Below are 14,816 nucleotides of genomic sequence, written 5' to 3'. Positions count from 1 at the left end.
GACTACGACCATGACGAAGAAGTATTCGTTGGGCTTCGTGGGCCGCAAGGCCGGCATGAGCCGCGTCTTCACCGAAGACGGCCGCTCCATCCCGGTGACCCTGATCGAAGCGACCCCGAACCGCATCACCCAGCTCAAGACCGTCGAAGCCGACGGCTACAGCGCTGTGCAGATCACCGTGGGCGCCCGTCGCGCCGCGCTGGTCAACAAGCCGGCTGCCGGCCATTTCGCCAAGGCGAAGGTCGAAGCGGGTCGCGGCCTGTGGGAGTTCCGCGTCGAGGACGCGCAGCTGGGCGAGTTCGCCGTCGGCGGCGAAATCAAGGCGGACATCTTCGCCGTCGGCCAGAAGGTCGACGTCCAGGGCGTCACCAAGGGTAAGGGCTTCCAGGGCACCATCAAGCGGCACAACTTCCGCATGGGCGACGCCACCCACGGTAACTCGCTGTCGCATCGCGCGCCGGGTTCGCTGGGTCAGCGCCAGACCCCGGGTCGCGTTTTCCCGGGCAAGAAGATGTCCGGCCACATGGGCGCGGTGCAGCAGAGCACGCAGAATCTGGAAGTGGTCAAGGTCGACGTCGAGCGTGGCCTGATCGCCATCCGCGGCGCTGTGCCTGGCGCTGCCGGTGGCGACGTGATCGTGCGTCCGGCTAGCAAGGCATAAGGAGAGATGACGATGGAACTCGTTATCACGGGTAGCAACAACAAGGTCTCGGTCTCCGACGCCGTGTTCGGCCGCGATTTCAGCGAGGATCTGGTTCACCAGGTCGTCGTCGCCTATCGCAACGCCGGCCGCGCCGGCACCAAGGCGCAGAAGACGCGTTCGGAAGTCAACGGCACCACCAAGAAGTCGAAGAAGCAGAAGGGTGGTGGCGCTCGCCACGGCGCGCTGACCGCTCCGATCTTCGTCGGCGGTGGCGTGACCTTCGCGGCCAAGCCGCGCAGCTTCGAGCAGAAGGTCAACCGCAAGATGTACCGCGCGGCCATCTGCGCGATCCTCTCGGAACTGAACCGCCAGGGCCGCCTGATGGTCGTCGACGCGTTCGACGTCGAGGCCAGCAAGACCAAGGGCCTGGTCGAGAAGCTGAAGGGGCTGGAAGTGGGCAAGCGCCCGCTGATCGTGACCGAAGAAGCCTCCGAGCATCTGTACCTGTCGGCCCGCAACCTTCCCTACGTGGAAGTGCGTGACGTGCAGGGCCTGGATCCGGTGTCGCTGGTCGGGGCCGACACGGTCGTGATCACCGCCGATGCGGTCAAGAAGGTCGAGGAGTGGCTGGCATGAGCAGCAACGAAAAAATCTTCAGCGTGCTGCGCGCTCCGCGTGTCTCGGAAAAGACCGCGCGCCTGCAGGAACTCACCAATCAGTACGTCTTCGAGATTTCGAACGAAGCCACCAAGGCCGATGTCAAGGCCGCGGTCGAGCAGCTGTTCGACGTCAAGGTCGAGTCGGTCAATGTGTTGAACGTCAAGGGCAAGAACAAGTCCTTCCGTTCGCGCAGCGGTCGTCGCGGCGATTGGCGCAAGGCGTACGTGCGTCTGGCCGAAGGCCAGTCCATCGACGTAACGGCCAAGGCCTGAGGTACATCCCATGCCATTGATGAAATTCAAGCCCACCTCCGCAGGCCGTCGTTCGGCCGTGCGCGTGGTCACGCCCGATCTGCACAAGGGCGCCCCGCACGCTGCACTGGTGGAAAAGCAGAGCAAGTCCGGTGGTCGTAACCACCACGGCCGCATCACCACCCGCCACGTCGGCGGTGGCCACAAGCAGCACTACCGCGTCATCGACTTCAAGCGCAACAAGGAAGGTATCCCGGCGCGCGTGGAGCGGATCGAATACGATCCCAACCGCACCGCCCATATCGCCCTGCTGTGCTACGCCGACGGCGAGCGCCGCTACATCATCGCGCCGAAGGGCCTGAAGGCCGGCGACCAGGTGATCGCGGGTTCGGATGCGCCGATCAAGACCGGCAACACCCTGCCGCTGCGCAACATCCCGGTCGGTACCACCGTCCACGGGATCGAGCTGAAGCCGGGCAAGGGCGCGCAGATCGCGCGTGCCGCCGGTGCCGCGGTGCAGCTGGTCGCGCGTGAAGGCATCTACGCCACCCTGCGTCTGCGCTCCGGCGAAATGCGCAAGGTGCCGTCCGAGTGCCGCGCCACCATCGGCGAAGTCGGCAACGACGAGCACAACCTCGAGAAGCTGGGCAAGGCGGGCGCCAAGCGCTGGCGCGGCGTGCGTCCGACCGTTCGCGGTGCGGCCATGAACCCGGTCGACCACCCGCACGGTGGTGGTGAGGCGAAGGCCGGTCAGGGTAATCCGCATCCGGTCACCCCGTGGGGTGTCCCGACCAAGGGTTACAAGACGCGCCATAACAAGCGCACCGAACAATTCATCGTCCGCGATCGTAGGGGCTAATCGACCATGGCACGTTCACTCAAGAAGGGCCCGTTCGTCGATCACCACCTCGTCAAGAAGGTGGAGGCCGCGGCCGGTAGCAAGCGTCCGATCAAGACCTGGTCGCGTCGTTCGATGATCCTGCCGGAGATGGTGGGTTTCACCATCGCCGTGCATAACGGCAAGAACCACGTTCCGGTGCTGGTCAACGAGAACATGGTCGGCCACAAGCTCGGCGAATTTGCCGTCACCCGGACCTTCAAGGGTCACGGTGGCGACAAGAAGTCGGGCCGGTAAGGAGAGATGACGATGGAAGCGAAAGCAATCCTGCGCACCGCGCGCATCTCCCCGCAGAAGGCCCGCCTGGTCGCCGACCAGGTCCGTGGTCTTTCCGCCGAGCGGGCGGTCAACCTGCTGAAGTTCTCGGACAAGAAGGCTGCCCACCTGATCAAGAAGGTGGTGGAGTCGGCGATCGCCAATGCCGAGAACAATCAAGGCGCGGATGTCGACGAGCTGAAGGTCAAGACCATCATGGTTGATGAAGGTCCGACCCTGAAGCGTTTCATGGCGCGGGCGAAAGGCCGCGGTACCCGCATCCTCAAGCGCACCAGCCACATCACTGTGGTTGTGGGCGCCGCCAAGTAAGCGGAAAGGAAAAGACGATGGGTCATAAAGTTCATCCGATCGGAATCCGCCTGGGTATCGCCAAGGACTGGAATTCCAAGTGGTACGCCAACAAGGCCGAGTTCGCCGGTTACCTGGCAGCCGACCTCAAGGTCCGCGAAATGCTGCGCAAGAAGCTGGCGCAGGCGGGCATCAGCAAGATCCTGATCGAGCGTCCGGCCAAGACCGCGCGCGTGACGATCCACACTGCCCGCCCGGGCGTGGTGATCGGCAAGCGCGGTGAGGACATCGAGAAGCTGCGCAAGGAAGTGAGCGAGATGATGGGCGTCCCCGCCCACATCAACGTCACCGAAGTGCGCAAGCCGGAGCTGGACGCGCAGCTGGTCGCCGAGTCGATCGCGCAGCAGCTGGAGCGTCGCATCATGTTCCGCCGCGCGATGAAGCGCTCGGTCGGCAATGCGATGCGCCTGGGTGCCCTGGGCATCAAGGTCAACGTCGCCGGCCGTCTGAACGGTGCGGAAATCGCCCGTTCCGAGTGGTACCGCGAGGGCCGCGTGCCGCTGCACACGCTGCGTGCCGACATCGACTACGGCTTCGCCGAAGCCAAGACGACCTACGGCATCATCGGCATCAAGGTCTGGATCTACAAGGGCGAGATCTTCGATTTCTCCCAGGTTGGCCAGGAAAAGCAGGACGATTCCCCGCGCAACGATCGTAACGATCGCGGCGACCGTCCGTCGCGTCCGGCCCGTGAAGCGAGGTAACGGCAATGTTGCAACCCAAGCGAACCAAATACCGCAAGATGCACAAGGGTCGTAACGACGGCCTGGCGTGGAGCGGAAACGCCGTCAGCTTCGGCGAGTACGGGCTGAAGGCCACGGCGCACGGTCAGCTGACCGCGCGCCAGATCGAAGCGGCGCGCCGCTCGATCAGCCGCTACGTCAAGCGCGGCGGCAAGATGTGGATCCGCGTGTTCCCGGACAAGCCGATCACCAAGAAGCCGATCGAAGTGCGAATGGGCTCCGGTAAGGGTAACGTCGAGTACTGGGTCGCCCAGATCCAGCCCGGTCGCATGATCTATGAAATCGAAGGCGTCGGCGAAGATGTCGCGCGCGAGGCGTTCCGCCTGGCCGCTGCCAAGCTTTCGGTGACCACCACCTTCGTGACCCGGACGGTACGCTGATGGACATCAAACAACTCCGCGAGAAGTCGGCCGACGATCTGAAGGCCCACCTGACCGATCTGCGCAAGGAGCAGTTCGCCCTGCGCATGCAGCAGGTCACCGGGCAGCTGCCGAAGACTCACGAAACCCGCCGGGTGCGCCGCGAGATCGCTCGCGTCAAGCACCTGCTCGGCAGCACGAAGTAAGGATGGCCGCGATGAGCGACAATAACGAAAGCAAGACGCTGCGCACGGTCGAAGGCCGTGTGGTCAGCAACAAGATGGACAAGACCGTCACCGTGCTGGTGGAGCGTCAGGTCAAGCATGCGCTGTACGGCAAGTACATCAAGCGCTCGACCAAGCTCCACGCCCACGACGCCGACAACGCCTGCAACGAAGGCGATGTCGTGCGCGTGACCGAGATTGCGCCGATGTCCAAGACCAAGAACTGGCGGGTGGTGGAAATCGTCACCCGCGCGGCCGAATAAGGGAGATCTGAATCATGATCCAGATGCAGAGCTACCTCGACGTCGCCGACAATTCCGGTGCCAAGGAAGTGATGTGCATCAAGGTGCTCGGCGGCTCCAAGCGCCGCTACGCGCACATTGGCGACATCATCAAGGTCACCGTCAAGGACGCGATCCCGCGCGGCAAGGTCAAGAAGGGCGAAGTCTACGACGCCGTCGTCGTGCGTACCCGCAAGGGCGTGCGTCGTCCGGACGGTTCGTTGATCCGCTTCGATGGCAACGCCGCGGTGTTGCTCAACAACAAGCAGGAGCCGATCGGTACGCGCATCTTCGGGCCTGTGACCCGCGAGCTGCGTTCCGAGAAGTTCATGAAGATCGTCTCGCTCGCTCCCGAAGTGCTGTGAGCGGAGGACATACACATGGCTAACCGTATCAAGAAGGGCGACCAGGTCGTCGTCACCACCGGCAAGGACAAGGGCAAGCAGGGCGAAGTCGTCCGCGTCGACGGCGACCGCGTGGTCGTCTCCAACGCGAACATCGTCAAGCGCCACACCAAGCCGAACCCGCAGGCGGGCGTCGCCGGCGGCGTGGTCGAGCGCGAAGCGTCGATCCATATTTCCAACGTTGCGATCCTCAACCCGGCGACGGGCAAGGGCGACCGCGTTGGCTTCAAGGTGCTGGAGGATGGACGCAAACTGCGTGTGTTCCGCTCCAGCGGTGAGGCGCTCGACGCCTGAGGAATGACACAATGACTTCCCGTCTCGAAAAGATCTACAAGGAAGAAGTGGTACCGGCTCTGATGAAGAAGTTCGGTTACACCAATCCGATGGAAGTGCCGAAGCTGGTCAAGGTCACGCTGAACATGGGCGTGGGCGAGGCCGCGACGAACAAGAAGATCCTGGAAAACGCCGTCGCCGACATGGCCAAGGTTTCCGGCCAGAAGCCGGTGGTGACCAAGTCGCGCATCTCGGTGGCCTCGTTCAAGATCCGCGATGGCTGGCCGATCGGCTGCAAGACCACGCTGCGTCGCGCCAAGATGTACGAGTTCCTGGACCGCCTGATCAACATCTCGCTGCCGCGCGTGCGCGACTTCCGTGGTGTCTCCGGGCGTTCGTTCGACGGCCGCGGCAACTTCAACATGGGCGTGAAGGAGCAGATCATCTTCCCGGAAATCGACTTCGACGCCGTCGACGCGATCCGCGGTATGGATATCGCCATCACCACCACCGCCAAGACCGACGCCGAAGCCAAGGCGCTGCTCGAAGCGTTCAAGTTCCCGTTCCGTAACTGATTGACGCCGGGATTCGGGATTCGGGATTCGGGATGGAAGGGCGCTGTGCCCGTTACATCCCGGATTCTGGAAATCTCCAATCCCCACTCTCGAATCCCGAGGATTTACAGATGGCAAAGACCTCCATGGTCAACCGCGACATCAAGCGCAAGAAGCTGGCGAAGAAGTTCGCCGACAAGCGTGATGCGCTGAAGAAGATCATCGCCTCCGGCACCGCCTCGTACGACGAGAAGGCCGAGGCCGTGACCAAGCTGCAGAAGCTGCCGCGCGATTCGTCGCCGAGCCGCCAGCGTACCCGTTGCGAACTGTCCGGCCGCCCGCGTGGCGTGTACGGCAAGTTCGGCCTGGGCCGCAACATGCTGCGCAAGGCGACCATGAACGGCGACGTTCCGGGCCTGCGCAAGGCCAGCTGGTAATTCCAGCGGCGCCGGTCCCGTCCGCGGGGCCGGGCAGGGCGGTCTAGCCGCCCGCGTGTCGTTCAGACAACGAGTCCGACGCAAGTCGGACTTTTTGTCGTATACTCCCGCTCCTTGCCTCGCGGCAGGGACGGGTATGGCAGCCGCCGCGGGTTCCTCCGGCGGTTGCGCGCTTCACCCCCTGCGTCATTCCACCGCTCCACCACACAAGATTTTCGCGAAAGCGGATATCGGTGCACTCAAAGGTAGACACCATGAGCATGACTGATCCCATCGCCGACCTGCTGGTCCGCATCAAGAATGCGGCCGCGGTTGGCAAGCCGACGGTGAAGATGCCGTCCTCCAAGATCAAGGTTGCGATCGCGGAAGTGCTGAAGGCCGAAGGCTACATCAGCGATCTGCGCGTCAACGCGATCGAAAACAACAAGTCCGAACTGGAAATCGTGCTGAAGTATTTCGAGGGCCGCCCGGTCATCGATACGCTCAAGCGCGTGTCGCGTTCGGGTCTGCGCCAGTATCGCGGCAAGACCGAGCTGCCGAAGGTTCTCGGCGGTCTGGGCGTTGCCATCATTTCCACGTCCAAGGGCATCATGACCGATGCGCAGGCCCGTCAGGCCGGCGTCGGTGGCGAAGTCCTGTGCTTCGTGGCCTAAGGGAAGGAGCACTCACATGTCCCGCGTAGCCAAGAAGCCGATCTCCCTCCCGAAGGGCGTCGAACTCACCGTCCAGGCCGATCAGGTCAGCGTCAAGGGCCCGAAGGGCACCCTGTCGCTGCCGAAGCCGGCCGGCGTCGAAATCAAGCAGGAAAACGGTGTCGCCACGCTGTCGGCGAACGATCCGTCGCACATCGCCATCACCGGCACCGTCCGCGCCATCCTGGCGAACATGGTGCAGGGCGTGTCCGCGGGCTTCGAGCGCAAGCTCGAGCTGGTGGGCGTCGGCTACCGTGCCACGATGCAGGGCAAGGACCTGAGCCTGGCGCTCGGCTTCTCGCACCCGATCGTGTTCAGCGCGCCGGAAGGCATCACCCTGGCCGCTCCGACCCAGACCGAGATCCTGGTGCAGGGCGCCGACAAGCAGCGCGTCGGCGAAGTCGCCGCCAAGATCCGCGGTTTCCGTCCGCCGGAGCCCTACAAGGGCAAGGGTGTGAAGTACGCCGGTGAAGCCATCATTCGCAAGGAAGCCAAGAAGGCCTAAGCCAGGTCCTTCCGCCAGGAGTTCGGCCTCGCCAGGCCGGATTCCCCACGAACGCCTCGCTTCCTTCAGCTTCCGTAGGACACAGACATGACCATCAACAAGAACACCGCCCGCCTGCGTCGCGCCAAGTCGACCCGCGCCCACATCCGCGAGCTCGGCGTTGCCCGCCTGTCGGTGCTGCGCACCGGCCAGCACCTGTACGCGCAGGTCTTCACCGCCGACGGCTCCAAGGTGCTCGCCGCGGCGAACACCCTGCAGGCCGACGTCAAGGACGGCCTGAAGAACGGCAAGAACAGCGACGCCGCCGCCAAGGTCGGCAAGCTGATCGCCGAGCGCGCCAGGGCCGCGGGCGTCGAGAAGGTCGCGTTCGACCGCTCGGGCTACCGCTACCACGGCCGCATCAAGGCGCTGGCCGACGCCGCGCGCGAAGGCGGCCTGCAGTTCTGATCATTGCGGGTTCGGCAATGCCGCGCCCGTCCTGCCGATGCGGGCTGCATCGGACCTTGGCGCGCCTTCTGTGCGCGCCCGGGGAACACGGCGCCAGACCACAACCACAAGCGGCAACGAAGCCGTAAATCTTTTCCTCTATCAAGGGCATCACAATGGCTGAAGAACAGCGTGCACCGCGGGGTCGTGATCGCGACCGCAACCGCGAAGAGAAAGTCGACGACGGCATGATCGAGAAGCTGGTCGCGGTCAACCGCGTCAGCAAGACGGTCAAGGGCGGTCGCCAGTTCACCTTCACCGCGCTGACCGTGGTCGGCGACGGCAACGGCAAGATCGGCTTCGGTTACGGCAAGGCGCGCGAAGTGCCGGTCGCGATCCAGAAGTCGATGGAGTATGCGCGCAAGGGCATGCTCAACATCGATCTGAACAACGGCACCCTGTGGCACCCGGTGAAGTCCGGCCACGGCGCGGCGCGCGTGTTCATGATGCCGGCGTCGGAAGGTACCGGCGTGATCGCCGGCGGCGCGATGCGCGCCGTGCTGGAAGCGGTGGGCGTGAAGAACGTGCTGGCCAAGGCCGTCGGTTCGCGCAACCCGATCAACCTGGTGCGCGCCACCCTGCGCGGCCTGGAAGACATGCAGTCGCCGGCCCGCATCGCGGCCAAGCGCGGCAAGAAGGTGGAGGATCTGACCCATGGCTAATGAATCCGCCAAGACCGTCAAGGTGCGCCTGGTGCGCGGCCTGCGTGGTACCCAGTCGCGTCACCGCCTGTCGGTGCGTGCCCTGGGCCTGAACAAGCTCAACGATGTGCGCGAACTGAAGGACAGCCCGCAAGTGCGCGGCCTGATCAACAAGGTTCAGTACCTCGTCCAGGTTGAGGAGTAATCGACCATGACTTTGCATCTGAATGATCTGAAGCCCGCGCCGGGCGCGCGCACCGAGCGCACCCGCGTCGGTCGCGGCATCGGTTCCGGCCTGGGCAAGACCGCTGGCCGCGGCCACAAGGGTTCGTTCGCGCGTAAGGGCGGCGGCAAGATCAAGGCCGGCTTCGAAGGCGGCCAGACCCCCATGCAGCGCCGTCTGCCGAAGATCGGCTTCCGTTCGAAGATGGCCAAGGACACCGCCGAAGTGCTGTCCTACCAGCTCGACAACCTGCCGGCCGGCGAGATCGATTTCGCTGCGCTGCGCGCCGCGAAGCTGGTCCCGAGCACCGCGAAGAAGGCCAAGGTCGTCCTGAAGGGCGAACTGACCAAGGCGTTCGTGCTGAAGGGCGTCGCCGCGACCGCCGGTGCCAAGGCGGCAATCGAAGCTGCCGGCGGCAGCGTGCAGGAGTAACACGCAGATGGCGCAGGCTGGCATGGGTAACCTCGGCGGCGGGCTCGGCAAGTTCACTGAACTTCGCCAGCGCCTGTTGTTCGTCCTCGGCGCATTGATCGTCTACCGCATCGGCTGCTATGTGCCGGTGCCGGGCGTCAATCCCGAAGCCATGCTTGCGCTGATGCAGGCGCAGGGCGGCGGCATCGTGGACATGTTCAACATGTTCTCGGGCGGCGCCCTGCACCGTTTCAGCATCTTCGCGCTGAACGTGATGCCGTACATCTCGGCATCGATCGTGATCCAGCTGGCCACGCACATCTTCCCGTCGCTGAAGGCGATGCAGAAGGAAGGCGAGTCGGGTCGGCGCAAGATCACCCAGTATTCGCGCATCGGCGCGGTGCTGCTGGCGGTAGTGCAGGGCGGCAGCATCGCCCTGGCGTTGCAGAACCAGACTGCACCGGGCGGCGCGCCGGTCGTCTACGCTCCCGGCATGGGCTTCGTGCTCACCGCGGTGATCGCGTTGACCGCCGGCACCATCTTCCTGATGTGGGTCGGCGAGCAAGTGACCGAGCGCGGCATCGGCAACGGCGTCTCGCTGATCATCTTCGCCGGCATCGTCGCCGGCCTGCCGGCGGCGGCGATCCAGACCGTGGAGTCCTACCGCGACGGCAACATGAGCTTCATCTCGCTGCTGCTGATCGTGCTGACGATCCTCGCCTTCACCCTGTTCGTGGTGTTCGTCGAGCGCGGGCAGCGGCGGATCACGGTGAACTACGCACGCCGCCAGGGTGGCCGCAATGCGTACATGAACCAGACCTCGTTCCTGCCGCTGAAGCTCAACATGGCCGGCGTGATCCCGCCGATCTTCGCCTCGAGCATTCTCGCCTTCCCGGCGACGCTGTCGATGTGGTCCGGCCAGGCTGCCTCCAACAGCACCTTCGGCAGCGTGCTGCAGCGCATCGCCAATGCGCTCGGCCCCGGCGAGCCGGTGCACATGATCGTGTTCGCCGCGCTGATCATCGGCTTCGCGTTCTTCTACACGGCGCTGGTGTTCAACTCGCAGGAAACCGCCGACAACCTGAAGAAGTCCGGCGCGCTGATCCCGGGTATCCGTCCGGGCAAGGCCACCGCCGACTACGTCGACGGCGTGTTGACCCGCCTGACCGCGGCCGGCTCGGTGTACCTGGTGATCGTGTGTCTGCTGCCGGAAGTGATGCGTGCCCAGCTCGGCACCTCGTTCCACTTCGGCGGCACCTCGCTGCTGATCGCAGTCGTGGTGGTGATGGACTTCATCGCGCAGATCCAGGCGCACCTGATGTCGCACCAGTACGAAAGCCTGTTGAAGAAGGCCAACCTCAAGGGCGGCTCGCGCGGCGGCGGTTTTGCCCGCGGTTGATTGCTATACTGTTTGAATCCTTCCGCGAAGACGCCCCGGTTCCCGGGCGCAGTCTTCCGACTTGAAGGGCGGCCCGTGCAGCGGTCTCGTGCGCGGGTGAGACGTGGTGGTCCTGCGCTGGAGTAGCGCGGGCGGCAAGGCGGAACCATCGCCTCGCCAACGACGTCCGGCGCCGGAGCATGGGCACACTCCCCATGCCGGGCTTGCGGAACCTCAGGTTCCGCGGGCTTCCATGTAACCCGAGACCTTGCTAGACTTACAAGTTCACTTTTTGATCCATCCTGCCGGATGGCGCCGTGGTGCGCCGTCGGGCCATCACTCAGTTGGAGAACCGCGTCATGGCGCGTATTGCAGGCGTCAACCTGCCAGCCCAGAAGCACGTCTGGGTCGGGTTGCAAAGCATTTACGGCATCGGCCGTACCCGTTCGAAGAAGGTCTGCGAAGCCGCAGGCGTGACCTCGACCACCAAGATCCGCGACCTGTCCGAGCCGGAAATCGAGCGCCTGCGTCTCGAAGTCGGCAAGTACATCGTCGAAGGCGACCTGCGTCGCGAAATCGGCATCGCCATCAAGCGACTGATGGACCTGGGCTGCTACCGCGGCCTGCGTCACCGTCGTGGCCTGCCCCTGCGCGGTCAGCGCACCCGTACCAACGCCCGCACCCGCAAGGGTCCGCGCAAGGCGATCAAGAAGTAAGGGACCGACATGGCTAAGCCCGCAGCAGCAAAGACCAAGAAGAAGATCAAGCGCGTCGTCACCGACGGTGTCGCCCACGTCCACGCTTCGTTCAACAACACCATCGTGACCATCACCGACCGTCAGGGCAATGCGTTGTCCTGGGCGACCTCCGGTGGCGCCGGTTTCCGCGGTTCGCGCAAGTCCACGCCGTTCGCGGCGCAGGTGGCCGCCGAGAAGGCCGGGCGCGCTGCGCTCGACTACGGCGTGAAGTCGCTGGAAGTGCGCATCAAGGGCCCGGGTCCGGGTCGCGAGTCCGCCGTCCGTTCGTTGAACAACGTCGGATACAAGATCACCAACATCATCGACGTGACGCCGATCCCGCACAACGGGTGCCGTCCGCCGAAGAAGCGTCGCGTCTAAAGGAGCGATAAGAAATGGCTCGTTATATCGGTCCTACCTGTAAGCTCGCGCGCCGCGAAGGCGCCGATCTTTCCCTCAAGAGCCCGGCGCGTGCGCTGGACTCCAAGTGCAAGCTGGAGCAGAAGCCCGGCCAGCACGGCGCGACCGCCCGCAAGGGCAAGCTGTCCGACTACGCCACCCAGCTGCGCGAAAAGCAGAAGGTCAAGCGTATCTACGGCCTGCTGGAGCGTCAGTTCCGCAACTACTACAAGAAGGCCTCGACCAAGAAGGGCAACACCGGCGAGAACCTGCTGCAGCTGCTGGAAACCCGCCTCGACAACGTCGTCTACCGCATGGGCTTCGCCGTCACCCGTCCGGCCGCGCGCCAGCTGGTGTCGCACCGTGGCGTGCTGGTCAACGGCAAGTCGGTGAACCTGGCCTCGTACCAGGTCAAGGCCGGCGACGCGATCGCCCTGTCGGAAAAGGCGCAGAAGCAGCTTCGCGTGCAGGAAGCGCTGACCGTTGCCGAAACGCACGACCTGAACCCGTCGTGGGTCGAGGTCGATTCGAAGAAGTTCAGCGGCATCTTCAAGGCCGTGCCGGACCGTGCGGACCTGCCTGCCGACATCAACGAAGCGCTGATCGTCGAGTTGTATTCGAAGTAATCACATCGGAGAGCCTCCGGTCACGGAGGCTCGTCAGGAGAACCCGCAACATGACGGTTACCGCCAACCAGGTTCTGCGCCCCCGTGGGCCGCAGATCGAACGCCTTACCGACAACCGCGCCAAGGTCGTGATCGAGCCCTTGGAGCGCGGGTATGGGCATACGCTGGGCAACGCCCTGCGTCGCGTGCTGCTGTCCTCGATTCCCGGCTTCGCGATCACCGAAGTCGAGATCGACGGCGTGCTGCACGAGTACACCACGGTCGAAGGGCTGCAGGAGGACGTGCTGGAAGTCCTGCTGAACCTCAAGGACGTGGCCATCCGCATGCATACCGGTGACAGCGCCACGCTGTCGCTGTCCAAGCAGGGCCCGGGCACGGTCACTGCCGCCGACATCAAGACCGACCACAACGTCGAGATCCTCAACAACGACCACGTGATCTGCCACCTGACCAAGGACACGGCGATCAACATGCGTCTGAAGATCGAGCGTGGCTTCGGCTACCAGCCGGCCGCCGCGCGTCGCCGTCCGGACGAAGAGACCCGTACCATCGGCCGCCTGGTCCTGGACGCCTCGTTCTCGCCGGTGCGCCGCGTCGCCTACGCGGTTGAGTCGGCTCGCGTCGAACAGCGCACCGACCTGGACAAGCTGGTCCTGGACATCGAAACCAACGGCACGATCGACGCCGAGGAAGCCGTGCGCACCGCCGCCGACATCCTCAGCGACCAGCTGTCGGTGTTCGGCGACTTCACCCATCGCGACCGTGGCGCGGCCAAGCCGGCCAGCAACGGCGTGGATCCGGTGCTGCTGCGTCCGATCGACGATCTGGAACTGACCGTGCGCTCGGCCAATTGCCTGAAGGCCGAGAGCATCTACTACATCGGCGATCTGATCCAGAAGACCGAGGTCGAGCTGCTCAAGACCCCGAACCTGGGCAAGAAGTCGCTCACCGAGATCAAGGAAGTGCTGGCCCAGCGTGGCCTGTCGCTCGGCATGAAGCTGGAGAACTGGCCGCCGGCCGGTGTCGCCCAGCACGGCATGCTCGGCTGAGTCTTGCGTCTCCGGCCGGTGCCGCAAGGCACCGGCCGCGCGTTGTCCGCTTCATCCGCACCACCACGTCGACGGGTCGCCAAGCCCGCGGCGTCGCCCGGTCAAGGACGGCCGGCACGGACCATCCGCAGTCCACATTCAACGCCAGGACGGCGACAGCGATCCCCAGCAGTTCCACTCTTCCATAGGAATCCCAACCCATGCGTCACCAGAAATCCGGCCGCAAGTTCAGCCGCACCAGCGCCCACCGCGAGGCGATGTTCAAGAACATGGCGGCGTCGCTGATCAAGCACGAGCTGATCAAGACCACCCTGCCGAAGGCCAAGGAACTGCGCCGCGTCGCGGAGCCGCTGATCACCCTGGCCAAGGTCGACAACGTCGCCAACCGCCGCCTGGCCTTTGCGCGCCTGCGCGACAAGGAAGCCGTGGGCACCCTGTTCACCACGCTGGGCCCGCGCTACCAGGCGCGCCCGGGTGGCTACCTGCGCATCCTCAAGTGCGGCTTCCGCGCCGGCGACAACGCGCCGATGGCGTACGTCGAACTGGTCGACCGCCCGGCCGTGGCCGAGGAAGTGGCCGAGTAATCGGTTCGCACCTGCAGCAGCAAGAAGCCCGGCATGTCCGGGCTTTTTTGTTTTTGGGGCGGGGATCGGGGAGTCGGGATTGGGGATTGGTGGAGCGTGGTCGCGTGCGGGAAAGCGACTGCCACTGGCGCCATGACACATGGTGATGGGGCGCACGATCGCGGATAATGCGCGGATCGTCGCTGCGAGTCCGAGTCCGATGAATCCGTTACGCTGGGGTTTCCGCGCGCAGTTCCTGCTCGGCTTTCTGATCTGCGCCGGCTTGCTGGGCTATGCGATCTTCGTGCAGCTGCAGCTGGGCATCGAGCCGTGCCCGCTGTGCATCTTCCAGCGCATCGCGTTCGCCGCGCTGGGCGTGCTGTTCCTGCTCGGCGCCTTGCACGGGCCGCGCAGCGCCGGCGGGCGCAAGCTCTATGGCGTGCTGGCGTTCCTGGCCGCGCTCGTGGGCGCCGGCATCTCCACCAAGCACGTCTCGGTGCAGTTGTTCCCGGACCCGATGGCCTCCTGCGGCCCGCCGCTGAGCTTCCTGCGCGAGACCCTGGGACCGTTCGAGGTGCTGCGCCGGGTGCTGACCGGCACCGGCGATTGCGGCAACATCGACTGGCGCTTCCTCGGCCTGTCGATGCCGATGTGGTGCCTGATCTGCTTCGTGCTGCTGGCCGTGTTCGCGCTCTATGCCGGCTTCAAGAGCCGCCGGCGCACGCTGATCTGAGCGTGCCTCTGTTGCGCGCAGC

At 64.7% G+C, this 14,816-nt stretch carries 27 protein-coding genes; all 27 read left to right on the top strand.

The features are described from left to right. The first annotated feature begins 10 nt into the window (after positions 1-10). Positions 11-661, top strand: a complete 651-nt coding sequence (gene rplC / locus NUG21_RS16155; protein ID WP_019796625.1) for a 50S ribosomal protein L3 — start codon at positions 11-13, stop codon at positions 659-661. 12 nt (positions 662-673) lie between these two features. Next, entirely contained in the window at positions 674-1,279 is a 606-nt protein-coding gene (gene rplD / locus NUG21_RS16150; RefSeq protein WP_010341591.1) for a 50S ribosomal protein L4, read from the top strand. Next, positions 1,276-1,575, top strand: a complete 300-nt coding sequence (gene rplW, locus NUG21_RS16145; protein ID WP_019796624.1) for a 50S ribosomal protein L23 — start codon at positions 1,276-1,278, stop codon at positions 1,573-1,575. The genes rplD and rplW overlap by 4 nt, the downstream gene beginning before the upstream one ends. A gap of 10 nt (positions 1,576-1,585) precedes the next feature. After that, the gene (rplB, locus tag NUG21_RS16140; protein WP_010341593.1) at positions 1,586-2,413 is read left to right on the top strand and encodes a 50S ribosomal protein L2; all 828 of its coding nucleotides are present in this window, start codon (positions 1,586-1,588) and stop codon (positions 2,411-2,413) included. Between the two features lie 6 nt (positions 2,414-2,419). Then, positions 2,420-2,689, top strand: a complete 270-nt coding sequence (gene rpsS / locus NUG21_RS16135) for a 30S ribosomal protein S19 (protein WP_010341594.1) — start codon at positions 2,420-2,422, stop codon at positions 2,687-2,689. A gap of 12 nt (positions 2,690-2,701) precedes the next feature. After that, positions 2,702-3,037, top strand: coding sequence for a 50S ribosomal protein L22 (gene rplV, locus NUG21_RS16130; RefSeq protein WP_003470663.1), 336 nt, complete (start codon positions 2,702-2,704; stop codon positions 3,035-3,037). Between the two features lie 17 nt (positions 3,038-3,054). Beyond that, positions 3,055-3,780, top strand: a complete 726-nt coding sequence (gene rpsC, locus NUG21_RS16125; RefSeq protein ID WP_263391397.1) for a 30S ribosomal protein S3 — start codon at positions 3,055-3,057, stop codon at positions 3,778-3,780. 5 nt (positions 3,781-3,785) lie between these two features. After that, positions 3,786-4,199, top strand: coding sequence for a 50S ribosomal protein L16 (gene rplP, locus NUG21_RS16120; RefSeq protein WP_003470657.1), 414 nt, complete (start codon positions 3,786-3,788; stop codon positions 4,197-4,199). Then, entirely contained in the window at positions 4,199-4,384 is a 186-nt protein-coding gene (rpmC, locus tag NUG21_RS16115) for a 50S ribosomal protein L29 (protein WP_010341597.1), read from the top strand. Before rplP ends, rpmC begins: the two co-directional genes overlap by 1 nt. Before the next feature lie 11 nt (positions 4,385-4,395). Then, complete coding sequence (rpsQ, locus tag NUG21_RS16110) at positions 4,396-4,665, top strand: 30S ribosomal protein S17 (protein WP_010341599.1); 270 nt, start codon at positions 4,396-4,398, stop codon at positions 4,663-4,665. A gap of 14 nt (positions 4,666-4,679) precedes the next feature. After that, the gene (gene rplN, locus NUG21_RS16105; protein ID WP_003486699.1) at positions 4,680-5,048 is read left to right on the top strand and encodes a 50S ribosomal protein L14; all 369 of its coding nucleotides are present in this window, start codon (positions 4,680-4,682) and stop codon (positions 5,046-5,048) included. 15 nt (positions 5,049-5,063) lie between these two features. Beyond that, complete coding sequence (gene rplX, locus NUG21_RS16100; protein WP_010341604.1) at positions 5,064-5,381, top strand: 50S ribosomal protein L24; 318 nt, start codon at positions 5,064-5,066, stop codon at positions 5,379-5,381. An 11-nt stretch (positions 5,382-5,392) separates the two neighbouring features. Further along, complete coding sequence (gene rplE / locus NUG21_RS16095; protein WP_010341606.1) at positions 5,393-5,935, top strand: 50S ribosomal protein L5; 543 nt, start codon at positions 5,393-5,395, stop codon at positions 5,933-5,935. Between the two features lie 110 nt (positions 5,936-6,045). After that, positions 6,046-6,351 carry a 30S ribosomal protein S14 gene (gene rpsN / locus NUG21_RS16090; protein WP_010341607.1) on the top strand — a complete coding sequence of 102 codons (306 nt, stop codon included), beginning with the start codon at positions 6,046-6,048 and terminating at the stop codon, positions 6,349-6,351. Positions 6,352-6,605: 254 nt separating this feature from the next. Further along, entirely contained in the window at positions 6,606-7,004 is a 399-nt protein-coding gene (rpsH, locus tag NUG21_RS16085) for a 30S ribosomal protein S8 (protein WP_010340446.1), read from the top strand. A gap of 16 nt (positions 7,005-7,020) precedes the next feature. After that, positions 7,021-7,548 carry a 50S ribosomal protein L6 gene (gene rplF / locus NUG21_RS16080; RefSeq protein WP_017908703.1) on the top strand — a complete coding sequence of 176 codons (528 nt, stop codon included), beginning with the start codon at positions 7,021-7,023 and terminating at the stop codon, positions 7,546-7,548. An 87-nt stretch (positions 7,549-7,635) separates the two neighbouring features. Continuing rightward, a complete protein-coding gene (gene rplR / locus NUG21_RS16075; RefSeq protein WP_263391396.1) occupies positions 7,636-7,995 on the top strand; it encodes a 50S ribosomal protein L18 in 360 nt (119 codons plus the stop codon). 155 nt (positions 7,996-8,150) lie between these two features. Continuing rightward, on the top strand, positions 8,151-8,696 hold the full coding sequence (rpsE, locus tag NUG21_RS16070) for a 30S ribosomal protein S5 (protein WP_010340449.1): 546 nt from the start codon (positions 8,151-8,153) through the stop codon (positions 8,694-8,696). After that, positions 8,689-8,880 carry a 50S ribosomal protein L30 gene (rpmD, locus tag NUG21_RS16065; RefSeq protein WP_019796104.1) on the top strand — a complete coding sequence of 64 codons (192 nt, stop codon included), beginning with the start codon at positions 8,689-8,691 and terminating at the stop codon, positions 8,878-8,880. The genes rpsE and rpmD overlap by 8 nt, the downstream gene beginning before the upstream one ends. 6 nt (positions 8,881-8,886) lie before the next feature. Then, complete coding sequence (rplO, locus tag NUG21_RS16060; protein ID WP_019796105.1) at positions 8,887-9,330, top strand: 50S ribosomal protein L15; 444 nt, start codon at positions 8,887-8,889, stop codon at positions 9,328-9,330. Positions 9,331-9,337: 7 nt separating this feature from the next. Then, positions 9,338-10,708 (top strand): preprotein translocase subunit SecY, encoded by a 1,371-nt coding sequence (gene secY / locus NUG21_RS16055; RefSeq protein ID WP_184502564.1) that lies wholly within the window; start codon positions 9,338-9,340, stop codon positions 10,706-10,708. Positions 10,709-11,046: 338 nt separating this feature from the next. Then, entirely contained in the window at positions 11,047-11,403 is a 357-nt protein-coding gene (gene rpsM, locus NUG21_RS16050; RefSeq protein ID WP_010340453.1) for a 30S ribosomal protein S13, read from the top strand. Between the two features lie 9 nt (positions 11,404-11,412). After that, on the top strand, positions 11,413-11,805 hold the full coding sequence (rpsK, locus tag NUG21_RS16045) for a 30S ribosomal protein S11 (RefSeq protein WP_003470632.1): 393 nt from the start codon (positions 11,413-11,415) through the stop codon (positions 11,803-11,805). A gap of 14 nt (positions 11,806-11,819) precedes the next feature. After that, positions 11,820-12,449, top strand: coding sequence for a 30S ribosomal protein S4 (rpsD, locus tag NUG21_RS16040; protein WP_010340454.1), 630 nt, complete (start codon positions 11,820-11,822; stop codon positions 12,447-12,449). 50 nt (positions 12,450-12,499) lie between these two features. Beyond that, positions 12,500-13,498, top strand: coding sequence for a DNA-directed RNA polymerase subunit alpha (gene rpoA / locus NUG21_RS16035; protein ID WP_010340455.1), 999 nt, complete (start codon positions 12,500-12,502; stop codon positions 13,496-13,498). 200 nt (positions 13,499-13,698) lie between these two features. Next, on the top strand, positions 13,699-14,082 hold the full coding sequence (gene rplQ / locus NUG21_RS16030) for a 50S ribosomal protein L17 (RefSeq protein ID WP_010340456.1): 384 nt from the start codon (positions 13,699-13,701) through the stop codon (positions 14,080-14,082). A 199-nt stretch (positions 14,083-14,281) separates the two neighbouring features. Continuing rightward, positions 14,282-14,794: a disulfide bond formation protein B gene (locus NUG21_RS16025; RefSeq protein WP_184502562.1), complete on the top strand. Its 513-nt coding sequence runs from the start codon at positions 14,282-14,284 to the stop codon at positions 14,792-14,794. Positions 14,795-14,816: the final 22 nt, after the last annotated feature.

Origin of the sequence: Xanthomonas sp. CFBP 8445 (assembly GCF_025666235.1) — a bacterium.
Taxonomy (GTDB): Bacteria; Pseudomonadota; Gammaproteobacteria; order Xanthomonadales; family Xanthomonadaceae; genus Xanthomonas_A; species Xanthomonas_A indica.
This window is presented reverse-complemented; position numbering and strand designations above follow the sequence as displayed.